Genomic DNA, 10,948 nt, shown 5'->3' with positions numbered 1-10,948 from the left:
GCGTACGGGGCGCCGGCCGCCGCCGACGACCCGACGCCGGGAGCACCGCGACGACGGCGTGCTGCATGCTCTGCAGCTTGCGCAGGTAGACGGCGAGCAGCGCGGGCGTTTCCAGGATCACCCGCTGGACGGGCTTGCTGACCTGCTGCTGGCCCGCCAAACGCGTCAACTCCCAGGCGTACGACCCTGATCTTGCCCGCCGGCTGTGGGAGCGTTCGGAGCAGCTGCTCGGCTGACCGGCGTCGCCACTGCCGACCGCGTCGCCGTATCCCGGCCGGTCGCGGCCTGCCGGGTCGACCAGGCCGACAGCGCGGCGACCGGATCGTCGGCGAAGAACCGGATCGTCCGTACGTGTGCGATGCGGCCCAACGGGCGGACCACCCGCAGCGGCTCGGCCAGCTCGACCACCAGGTTGGTCTGCGCGATCGCCGACACGATGAGCACGTCACCGTCGACCCGGATGGTGCCCTGCTCGTTGTAGTTGCGCACCAGCCGGACCTCGGTGACCAGCCGACGGGGCACCCGGACGTCCAGGAACGCGGCGTTGCGGACCCGGATCTCGTCGGGCCCGATCACATGCGGTCGGGTCACGGTCGCGGCGATCACCGCCAGAGCGATCAGTACGCCGTACGCGTCGATCAGCAGAATCGCGTGCCGTAGCGGGTCCGGGGCGCCGATCGCCCGCAGCAGGATCTCCACCGCGACCAGCTCCACGATCGACACCACCAGGAACATCACCATCGTCGACGCCACCGCCCCGGCGTAGGGCACCGCCGTCGCCGACTCCGGTACGCCGTGGCGGCGACGGCGTACCCACAGCCAGAGGCTGACCATGCCGGCGGCTTCGAACCCGACCAGCCGGCGCAGCACCACCCCGAGCCGTCGCGCAGTCATCGTCGGCCTCGTAACCGGGCGACCAGCAGCCGGAACACCTCGGCCTGGGCGGGGGAGAACTCGCGGGTGATCGCGGTCAGCCACTGGACGCCGTCCGCGTCGCCGGCGTTCGTGGCGATCGCGTCGGTCATCTCGGCCGGCAGGAAGCCTTCCAGGTCGGCGGCGAGCGACGCCACCCGCGCGTCGGCCGGGTCCGCGTCGGCGATCTCGTCGAGCCGTCGGTAGAACTCCTGCGTACGGGCCAGCGTCGCCGGCTCGGTCAGCGGCTGGAACAGCGCGCTGAACTCACCCCGCTGCTCCGGCCCGACCCCGGTGTCCAGCAGCGCCAGCATCTCCCGGTCCAGGGCGGCGAACGCGGAGCCGTCGGTCGGCAGCTGCCGCAGCACCGCCGCCATCGGCTCGGAGACCGTGGCATCGGCGTCCAGCTCGTCGAGGTTCTCACCTGCAGCCAGCAGCGCGGCGAGCCGTTGCCGTTGCTCGGCGATCGCCGTCTGCTGGCGGGCCAGGTCGGCGTCCAGCTCGGTGAGCACCTCGCGCAGCTCCCGGCCCTGGTCGTCGGCGAGCACGTCACGGATCTCGTCGAGCGAGAGCCCCAGCTCGGTCAACCGGCGTACCCGGGCCAGCGCGACCGCATCCCGTAGCCGGTACTCCCGGTAGCCGTTGGACAGCCGCTCCGGCTCAGGCAGCAACCCGAAATGGTGGTAGTGGCGCACGGTCCGGGTGGAGACCCCGACCAGCGCGGCGAGCTCGCCGATCCGCATGCCACCAGTAAAAACGTTGCCGTTACGACAAGGTCAAGCTTGCCGTGGCGGCCTCGCAGACTGTCAGGCGTCCTGGAGTTCTCGGAGGTGGTGGTCGACCGCCTGGAACCGTGGCCAGTCCGGCGTGTGACAGCCGACGGCGTGCAGCGCGGTACGGATGTCCATCAGCAGCCTGCTGGCAGCGAACTCGAAGCTGGTGGCCTCGGTCGACGTGGCGATGTCCACGATCCGGTCAGTGAGCTTCGCAGCGATCTGGACCTCGACGTCCAGAGAATCCAATTGCTCCTGGACCGCATCGATGAATTCTTCGAACTGCTCATCGGTGCCATGGGGGGTGCTGACGAAGGTCATCTGGACCGCGAGACGGAACTCTTTCACGTTGCCTCCCAGCACGTCGCCCGACGAAGCTGAGCCCTCATGTCTCGCAAGTAGTTCGGATTAGAGGGCGTCGTTGACATCGTCTTCATGCACTTACAGGGATTCGGGCACTTCAACTTGAAGTGCTTGTTCCCTCCTCCGGTGACGGACCAGCCATCCTTCTCGACCTCCTTGAGGAGTTCCTCGTACTCGCCGCCGAGCCTGTGACGAGGGCGTGACACTGTGAGTTCTCCTCGTGTTCGAGGGTACCTTGGATTGCTGCCGCTACGGCAGAGGTCTTTCGTTGGGTTGATCCTCTCGTCAGTATCGATGTTCAGCGCGCGGGCCGGGTCGGACATATAACTCATTTGACGCACTGTCGGTTATGAGACAGTCACCGAAAGCTACTTCTGGCGAATGTTGCCGGCCGGTCGGCTACGGCCACCAGCGCAGTGTCGACGAACATGATGACGGGGTGTGGCGTCGTTGCCGCCGCGACGAGGTCAAGCAACGATCGTCAACGTGATGGGCCCGGTGCTGCGCTGTCGAGGGCGATGGTCACGACCTTGCGCACCGCCGGTCCGTCCGGCGGTTCGGTCTCCCGGTCAGCGAAGAGCAGATGTCCGGTCCCTACCAGCATCGGCGCGAGCGCGTCGATGTCGGCGTCGACCGCGATCCGGCCGAGGTCCCGCTCGGCGGCCAGGTAGGACGCGATCATGGTTGTGGCGTCGGAGAGGATCGGCAGTCGGGGGTCCGGTCTGGCTTGCCGCAACCGTCCGCGCAGCTCGTCGCGGGAGACGATGAGACTGATCAGGGCGAGGGTCACCGATCCGAACAGCTCGGTGAGCAGCCCGGTCAGATTGTCGGCGACGGTGCCGGTCCCGGCTGCCTGCTGCAGGGCGGCGGCCTGGGTATCGATCCGAGCCATCCGGTCCAGCACGAACTCGGTGAGGAAGGTGTCGAAGTCGGCGAAGTAGCGGTGCAGGACGCCCTTGGCGACCCCCGCCTCGGTGGTGACCGCCCGGCTGGTCAGACCACTTGGCCCAGCTTGGAGAAGGACGCGTTCGGCGGCGTCGAACAACAGCTCGCGCGCGTCGCGGATGGCCACACCGGTTGGCACTGTGCGCTCCTCAGCTCGCCTGTCGGACCGCCGCAATGGGCGACTGCCCACTAGAGTGGGCGCATGCCTACTTCATCGTCCGGGCGGCCACCGGATCCTCATCTTGCCAGGGGCGTCGCCGAATCGTTCGGCGTCGACGCACCGCGCTACGACCGGGCCAGACCTCGCTACCCCGACGCGCTGGTACGGCGGATCGTCGCCGCCAGTCCCGGATCCGAGGTGTTGAACGTCGGCTGCGGCACCGGCATCGAAGCCCGACAGTTCCAGCAGGCCGGCTGCACGGTGCTCGGGGTTGAACCCGACCCGCGAATGGCGGACTTCGCGCGGCGCGCCGGCGCCGAGGTCGAAGTGGCGACATTCGAGAAGTGGCAGGCCGCCGGACGGACCTTCGACGCCGTCATCGCCGGAACGGCCTGGCACTGGGTCGACCCGGTCGCCGGGGCGACCAAAGCCGCCCGGGTCCTGCGCACCGGTGGTCTGCTGGCACCCTTCTGGCACGTCTTCCAGCTCCCGCCCCTCGTGGCGGAAGCCTTCACCGCCGCCTACCGGCGGGTGGTGTCCGACTCGCCGGTCACCTTCGAGCCGGACAAGCAAGGTGTCGACGCGTACCAGCCGCTGTTGACCAGAGCCGCCGACGGCATGCACGAGGTCGGCGGGTTCAGCACCCCCGAGCAGCTGCGCTTCGACTGGACGCAGCCGTACACCCGCGACGAGCTGTTCGATCTCATGCTGACCCAGGGCCTCCTCACCCGGCTGGCACCGGACGAACAGACGGCGATGTTGGACGGCGTCGGACCCGCTGTCGACCAGGCCGGTGGCAGCGTGACGATGTCCGGCACGACCGTTGCCGTCGTCGCGGTGCGTACCTGCAGGGCCGCCGCAACAGCGGTCACGCCGGCAGAGTGAGCCGGTCGGTCGGTCGGGGTGCGGGCGGCCAGCAACGCGTTGGTGCCGCGCCAGACGGCCACCGCGTAGTCGGCCTCGGGCACCTGGCAAGCGGCCTGCCAGCGGGCGTGCTCAACCGCAGACCATGACGGCGGGTACGGCGTACGGCGAAACTCCAGCCGCCGCCGGCACCGGCCAACACGTACCTGGCGTTCAGGTGCGCCAACAGGGTTACGACGCCGTTGAGCATGTCTGCGGCGGTGAGATACACCATCGACAATCCGCGCGATCCGAGTTGGCGGGAACTGTAGGCCCCGCATCAACGGGTGCGTCGAACTGTACGGCAATCACACCAACATGATCACGGTGTCCCGCCGTAGCTGACCCCACCGGCGTGCTCGCCAAGGACGAAGACCCGGTCGCCCTGCTCACCACACTCACCTCGATCGGCCGCTGCCGACGCGACGACAGGCCGGGTCCGGCCAGGACAAGCCAGCAACGTCATGCCCTTTCCGATGCATGGCGGCGAGGACTGCCTGACCCCGGAGGGACCGGCGGTGGTCAACAAATCGGCTCGGTGACCGCGTTTGGAGTGGTAGGCACTCGGAGGGATACCAGAGCGATGACGTTCGAGGATTATGTGGTGGCGCGTGGTCCAGCGCTGGTTCGCCTGGCGCGGCTGCTCACCGGTGACTCCCATCGCGCAGAGGACCTGGTACAGGAAGCCCTCGGTCGAGCGTACGCTCGTTGGTGGTCGATCAGCCGGATGGACCGGCCGGACATCTATGTACGGCGCATCCTGCTGAACGTGAACTCGTCCTGGTGGCGACGCCGGTCCAGTCACGAAACACCGGTGACGTCGGAGCTGATGACCGCCGCGCTCGACCACTCGGCTGCGTGCCGGGTAAGCGGCGACATGGGCACCGCTGCCGCGGAACGCGACGCGATGTGGCGGCTTGTCACGGCCCTGCCGCCACGACAACGGGCTGTCCTGGTGCTCCGCTACTACGAGGATCTGGACGACGGCACAATCGCCGAGATCCTCGACTGCAGTACGACCACGGTCCGGACCCACACGATGCGGGCGTTGGCGGCGCTGCGCACGCAGCATCCGGTCAACAGCTGACGAGGAAGGTCGAAGCTATGAATGGCGTTGAGGAACTTCTCGCCGAAAGCCTGCGTAGCCGCGCCGCTGGCGAGGTGGACGGGGCGGCTCTGCTGGAGCGGGCCAGCTCGCGTGGTCGCGCCTACCTGCGTCGGCGCCGTTTCCTGGGCGGGGCGGGGCTCGCCACGGTCACGGCGATCGTTGTCGCTGGTGTATCCGCCGGGATAGCTCGCTGGCCGGTCGGCGGCGAGACCTTTGCGCCCGGAGGCGGAGTCATCAGCGCACTGCCTGCGGCGACTGGTGAACCCGGTGCGCGGACCGGCCCGGCCCGCGTCGGTGCCGACGCCAATCTGGTCCACTTCGACGCGCCGGGGCTCATCGCCACAGCGCGTCACTTCGACTGGACCAGTGGCGACGGGTACGAGCAATTGGAGGTGGGCGTAGGCGAGCAGGATCTGGTTTACGCCGCGATCGGACACGACATGGCCGTCCTGGACAGTGTTGAGCGCCAGAATGACCTAGGCGTCGTCATCCGAGAGCAGCCGGTGCAGGGTCTCTGGTTGCGGGTGCAGGCCCCGGAGGACGCATCCGCACGGCAGGTGATCGCCGCGCTCGACCTCAACCGAGCACAGCGAATCGTGTTGCCGTTCCAACTCGGCAACCTGCCGGACGGCACCCGGATGGTCCGCGCATCGGTGGGCTTCATCGACGGCCGGTACGCCGACGGAGGGGTCGTGCTGGAACGGGGAGGGAACGATCGGATGGAGGTGCAAGCTCAGTACGCGCTGGTCCGGTCGGGTAATGCTCGGCAGGCCAATCACGTGGTCGGTGAACGGCAGGCATTCCTGTACCCGGGCCGAGACGAGATGAAGTTGCTCGGTCTGCCGAACCTGGATCTCAGCGCCCGCATCGGCAAGGGCAACTACCAGGGGTTCAGCATCCAGGATGCCGACCTGATCCTTGATTCGGTGCAGGTGGCAACCAACGTGGGCGACCTCTCGACCTGGCCGCAGACCCTGATGCGCTGACGCCATGCCCCCTAGTGTGTACGCATAGTGACCCCAGAGATCGGAGGTGCTGGTGCAGCTTGATGCCAGAGGTGCATCGAGATGCACCTGTGGCATCAGGCCGGCGGAGACATCCTGCTCCGGAGTAACCCGAGCGGCCAGCTCGATCCAGGTCGTCCCAGGTCGGCCAGAGCGACCGGAGCAACGGTTCAGTCTTTGCTTTATTCAGCGCTCGATGTACCGTCGTAAACCATGGAGACGCTGACGTACGGGCAGGTGCTGGCGCGCTTCGGGCACGCCCTGTCCGACCCGGTCCGGGCCCGGCTGCTGCTCGCACTGCGCGACGGCCCTGGCTATCCCGCCGAGCTGGCCGACCTGCTCGGCACCAGCCGGCAGAACCTCTCCAACCACCTGGCCTGCCTGCGCGGCTGCGGCCTGGTCGTGGCCGTGCCCGAAGGCCGGCGGTCCCGCTACGAGCTGGCCGACCCCCGGCTCGCCCACGCCCTGGGTGACCTGCTCGGCCTGGTGCTGGCCGTCGACCCGGCGGCCTGCCCGTCGGCTGACACCGACGGCTGCTGCTGATGTCCGCCCAGCTGCCGCTCATCCCGATCGGCCCGACCCGGCCGTCCGCCGTCAAGCCGTCCGGCGCCTGCCCGTCCGGCGTCGAGCCGTCGGCCGCCCACCTGTCCGCTGCCCGGCAGGCGACGCTCGCCCGGCGGATCCGATGGTTCGTCGCCGCCACCATCGCCTACAACGTGATCGAGGCGATCGTCGCGATCAGCGCCGGCACCGTCGCCTCCTCCACCGCGCTCATCGGGTTCGGCCTCGACTCGGTGGTCGAGGTGGCCTCCGCCGCCGCAGTCGCCTGGCAGTTCACCGGCGCCGACCACGAGCGCCGCGAAAGCCGCGAACGCGCCGCGCTACGGGTCATCGCCGTGTCGTTCTTCGCCCTCGCCGGCTACGTCGGATTCGAATCGGTACGGGCGCTGCTGAGCGCGCACCGCCCGGACCACTCCACGGTCGGGCTGATCCTCGCCGCGCTCTCCCTGGCGGTCATGCCGGTGCTCTCGACCGCGCAGCGCCGCGCCGGGCGGGAGCTCGGCTCGGTGTCGGCCGTCGCCGACTCCAAACAGACTTTGCTCTGCACCTACCTGTCCGCTGTCCTGCTAGTCGGGCTGGCGGTCAACTCGCTGTTCGGCTGGTGGTGGGCCGACCCCGCCGCCGCTCTGGTCATCGCCGCCGTCGCCGTCAGGGAAGGCCGGGAGGCCTGGCGCGGCGACACCTGCTGTGCCTGAAACCTGATCGAGGTGAGGCGGCAGAGCTGTCGGCCGGGTGGCTACCATCGCCGGGTGAACGAGGCAGCCGGCGGCAGCAGGGGCGACCAGGGCGATGCGGGTGGGCAGGTCGACCCGAGCGGCCGGGGTGACGAGCGGCGCGGCACGCTGTCGGTGGTGCCGACGCCGATCGGCAACCCACGCGACATCACCCTGCGGGCGCTGGACGTGCTGCGTACCGCCGGGTTGGTCGCCGCCGAGGACACCCGGCGGGCCAGGCGGCTGCTCGACGCGCACGACATCGACGTCCGGGTGGTCAGCTGTTACGACCACAACGAGCAGGCCCGTACCGCCGAGTTGATCTCCGTGTTGAACGCCGGCACCGACGTCGCGTTGATCTCCGACGCCGGGACGCCGCTGGTCAACGACCCTGGCTACCTGGTGGTCGGGGCGGCGCTGGCCGACGGGCTGCGGGTCGACCCGCTACCCGGGGCGAGCGCAGCGCTGAGCGCGCTGGTCGGCTCCGGGCTGCCGGCCAACCGATTCCTGTACGTCGGGTTCCTGCCCCGCAAGTCGGCGGCGCGACGTACCGCGTTGACCGAGCTCGCCCCGTTGTCCGCCACGTTGATCTTCTTCGAGGCGCCGCACCGGGTGGTGGAGATGCTCGCCGACGTACGCGAGGTGCTCGGTGACCGGGCGGCGGCGCTGGTGCGCAACCTGACCAAGTCGCACGAGGAGTGGCTGCGCGGCCCGCTGTCCCAGGTGCACGCCGACCTGGCCGCCCGCGACGAGGTCAGGGGCGAGATCACCGTGGTGGTGGAGGGCATACGGCGGCGTGAGTCGACCAACGGCGGCGGGGTCGGGGCCGGCAGCCTCGACCCGGACCGGGTGATCGAGTTGTTGCTCGGTGCCGGGCTGGACACCCGGACGGTACGGTCGTTGGCCGGCCAGTTGACCGGGCTGGCCCGCAACGAGGTCTACGACCGGGTGTCGGCGCTGCGCCCGCGCTGAAGGCCGCCTGCATAGATCTATTGACATGCTCGAAACACGCTGAGAATATTCGAGTACTGCGGGTGGGAGCGCTCCCATCCGCTGCTTTCGATGCATGACCGCTGACACGGCGCGCCGGGCAGAGCCTCGCCCGCGCCGCACGACCATCGGAAGGACCCGGCGTGTCGATATTCTCCCGGCGGCGGACCGTTCCGCTCGCCGTCACCGCGGTGGCGGCGCTGACCGCCACCGCACTCACCGCCGCTGCTCCTGCGCACGCGCAGGACGAGGCACCCGAACAGATCGTCAACGGCACCTTCGACGACGGCCACGCCCCCTGGTGGGGCACCGCCAACATCACCCTCGACTCCAGCAGCCAGCAGCTCTGCGCCGACATCCCCGGTGGCACCGTCAACCCGTGGGACGTCATCATCGGCCAGGACGACGTTCCGCTGGTCGCCGGTGAGACGTACGAATACAAGTTCTTCGCCACCGCCACCCCCAACAAGGTGATCCGGGCGCTGATCCAACTGCAGGTCGACCCGTGGACCCAGTTCATGGCGGCCAACCCCGAGGTCAGCGTCTCCGGCAACAACTACACGTACACCTTCACCGCCCCGACCGACCTGCCCAATGCGCAGGTCGCCTTCCAGGTCGGCGGCAGCGCCGACCCATGGCGGCTGTGCCTCGACGACGTGTCGCTGCGCGGCGGCGCCGAACCGGAGGAGTACGTGCCGGACACCGGACCCCGGGTGCGGGTCAACCAGGTCGGCTACCTGCCGAAGGGGCCGAAGAACGCCACCCTGGTCACCGACGCCACCGACCCGCTGCCCTGGAAACTGTACGACTCAGGCGGCAAGGTCGTCGTCAACGGCAAGACCAAGCCGCGTGGGCTGGACGAATCCTCCGGGCAAAATGTCCACTCGATCACGTTCAGTCGATTCGTCCGGCCCGGCACCGGCTACACCCTGGTCGCCGACGGCGAGACGAGCTTCCCGTTCGAGATCGGCACCAGCTTCTACACGCAGCTGCGCGCCGACGCGCTGAAGTTCTACTACACCCAGCGCAGCGGCATCGAGATCCGCGACGAGCTGCGGCCCGGCTACGGCCGCCCGGCCGGGCACGTCGGCGTCGCCCCCAACCAGGGTGACCTGGAGGTGCCGTGCCAGCCCGGTGTCTGTGACTACACCCTGGACGTTTCCGGTGGCTGGTACGACGCCGGCGACCACGGCAAGTACGTGGTCAACGGTGGCATCTCCGTCTACCAGCTGATGAACGAGTACGAGCGGGCCCTGCGGGTGCACCGGGGCAAGCCGTGGCTGCAGCGTGACGGCGTGCTCGACCTGCCGGAGAGCGGCAACAAGCTGCCGGACATCCTCGACGAGGTGCGCTGGCAGCAGGAGTTCCTGCTCAGGATGCAGGTCCCGGCCGGGCAGCCGCTGGCTGGCATGGCCCACCACAAGATCCACGACGCGGCGTGGACCGGCCTGCCGCTGCTGCCGCACCTCGACTCCCAGCTGCGCGAGCTGCACCCGCCGTCGACCGCCGCCACGCTCAACCTGGCGGCCACCGCCGCCCAGGCGGCGCGGGTGTTCAAGCCGTACGACGAGGCCTTCGCCGACCGCAACCTGGACGCGGCCCGCACCGCGTGGGCGGCGGCCAAGGCCAACCCGCAGATGTACGCCGACCCGGCCGACGCCATCGGCGGCGGCCCCTACGACGACACCGACGTCACCGACGAGTTCTACTGGGCGGCGGCCGAGCTGTACCTGACCACCGGGGAGCGCGAGTTCCGGGACTTCGTGCTCGCCTCGCCGCACCACACGGGTGACATCTTCAAGGAGGGCGCCTTCGGCTGGCAGTGGACCGCTCCGCTGGGCCGGATGGCGCTGGCCACGACGCCGAACAGCCTGCCGGGCTGGTGGCAGGTGCGGGCGTCGGTGATCGATGCGGCGGACCGCTACCTGGCCACGCTCGATGCCCACCCGTACGGTGTCCCGTACGCCCCGGTCGGCAACCTCTACGACTGGGGTTCGAACAGCGTCATCGTCAACAACGCGATCGTGATCGCCACCGCGTACGACCTGACCGGTAAGGAGAAGTACCGCGACGGGGTGCTGCAGACGATGGACTACATCTTCGGCCGCAACGCGCTGAACATCTCCTACGTCACCGGCTACGGCACGGTGTCGTCGCAGAACCAGCACTCCCGCTGGTACGCCCGCCAGCTCAACCCCGAGCTGCCGAACCCGCCGCGCGGCACGCTCGCCGGTGGTCCGAACTCGTCGATCCAGGACCCGGTGGCGCAGCGGCTGCTGACCGGCTGCGCGCCGCAGTTCTGCTACGTCGACGACATCGAGTCCTGGGCCACCAACGAGCTGACCATCAACTGGAACGCCCCGCTGTCCTGGATCGCGGCCTTCATCGCCGACCAGGGCCGCGGCTGAATCCACCGCCCCTGGGGGGGGGGGGGGGGGGGGGGGGGGGGGGTTTTTTCTGCCTTTCTCCTCTTTTCCCCTCCCTCCCCTTGTTGTTTTCGTTTTTTCTTTTTTCTT

Annotated in this window: 11 protein-coding genes; 7 read left to right on the top strand and 4 right to left on the bottom strand. The window is 69.1% G+C overall.

Annotation, left to right across the window (positions count from 1 at the left end; genetic code table 11):
- Positions 1-165: 165 nt before the first annotated feature.
- The 4 genes from ACXAHD_RS28920 to ACXAHD_RS28905 form a co-directional block, all read right to left on the bottom strand.
- Positions 166-894, bottom strand: a complete 729-nt coding sequence (locus ACXAHD_RS28920) for a hypothetical protein (RefSeq protein ID WP_289211439.1) — start codon at positions 892-894, stop codon at positions 166-168.
- A complete protein-coding gene (locus tag ACXAHD_RS28915) occupies positions 891-1,655 on the bottom strand; it encodes a MerR family transcriptional regulator (RefSeq protein ID WP_289211438.1) in 765 nt (254 codons plus the stop codon). The genes ACXAHD_RS28920 and ACXAHD_RS28915 overlap by 4 nt, the downstream gene beginning before the upstream one ends.
- Positions 1,656-1,718: 63 nt before the next feature.
- Positions 1,719-2,033 (bottom strand): hypothetical protein, encoded by a 315-nt coding sequence (locus ACXAHD_RS28910; RefSeq protein ID WP_281551959.1) that lies wholly within the window; start codon positions 2,031-2,033, stop codon positions 1,719-1,721.
- A gap of 496 nt (positions 2,034-2,529) precedes the next feature.
- Positions 2,530-3,132, bottom strand: coding sequence for a TetR/AcrR family transcriptional regulator (locus ACXAHD_RS28905; RefSeq protein ID WP_289211437.1), 603 nt, complete (start codon positions 3,130-3,132; stop codon positions 2,530-2,532).
- A 63-nt stretch (positions 3,133-3,195) separates the two neighbouring features.
- Here ACXAHD_RS28905 and ACXAHD_RS28900 point away from each other — a divergent pair, with 63 nt between their 5' ends.
- From ACXAHD_RS28900 to ACXAHD_RS28870, 7 genes are all read left to right on the top strand, one after another.
- Complete coding sequence (locus ACXAHD_RS28900; protein WP_475054555.1) at positions 3,196-4,038, top strand: class I SAM-dependent methyltransferase; 843 nt, start codon at positions 3,196-3,198, stop codon at positions 4,036-4,038.
- A 601-nt stretch (positions 4,039-4,639) separates the two neighbouring features.
- Complete coding sequence (locus ACXAHD_RS28895; protein ID WP_475054554.1) at positions 4,640-5,143, top strand: SigE family RNA polymerase sigma factor; 504 nt, start codon at positions 4,640-4,642, stop codon at positions 5,141-5,143.
- Positions 5,144-5,160: 17 nt separating this feature from the next.
- Positions 5,161-6,150 (top strand): hypothetical protein, encoded by a 990-nt coding sequence (locus ACXAHD_RS28890; protein WP_475054551.1) that lies wholly within the window; start codon positions 5,161-5,163, stop codon positions 6,148-6,150.
- Positions 6,151-6,381: 231 nt separating this feature from the next.
- Positions 6,382-6,711: an ArsR/SmtB family transcription factor gene (locus ACXAHD_RS28885; protein WP_282233449.1), complete on the top strand. Its 330-nt coding sequence runs from the start codon at positions 6,382-6,384 to the stop codon at positions 6,709-6,711.
- The gene (locus tag ACXAHD_RS28880) at positions 6,711-7,424 is read left to right on the top strand and encodes a cation efflux transmembrane domain-containing protein (RefSeq protein ID WP_475054547.1); all 714 of its coding nucleotides are present in this window, start codon (positions 6,711-6,713) and stop codon (positions 7,422-7,424) included. The genes ACXAHD_RS28885 and ACXAHD_RS28880 overlap by 1 nt, the downstream gene beginning before the upstream one ends.
- Before the next feature lie 54 nt (positions 7,425-7,478).
- Positions 7,479-8,414 (top strand): 16S rRNA (cytidine(1402)-2'-O)-methyltransferase, encoded by a 936-nt coding sequence (gene rsmI, locus ACXAHD_RS28875; protein ID WP_475054545.1) that lies wholly within the window; start codon positions 7,479-7,481, stop codon positions 8,412-8,414.
- 161 nt (positions 8,415-8,575) lie between these two features.
- A complete protein-coding gene (locus ACXAHD_RS28870) occupies positions 8,576-10,840 on the top strand; it encodes a glycoside hydrolase family 9 protein (protein ID WP_475054544.1) in 2,265 nt (754 codons plus the stop codon).
- Positions 10,841-10,948 lie beyond the last annotated feature (108 nt).

This window comes from Micromonospora sp. ABR4_055 (genome assembly GCF_056160425.1).
The sequence above is the reverse complement of the archived record's forward strand: the minus strand, read 5'-3'. Positions and strand labels throughout refer to the sequence as shown.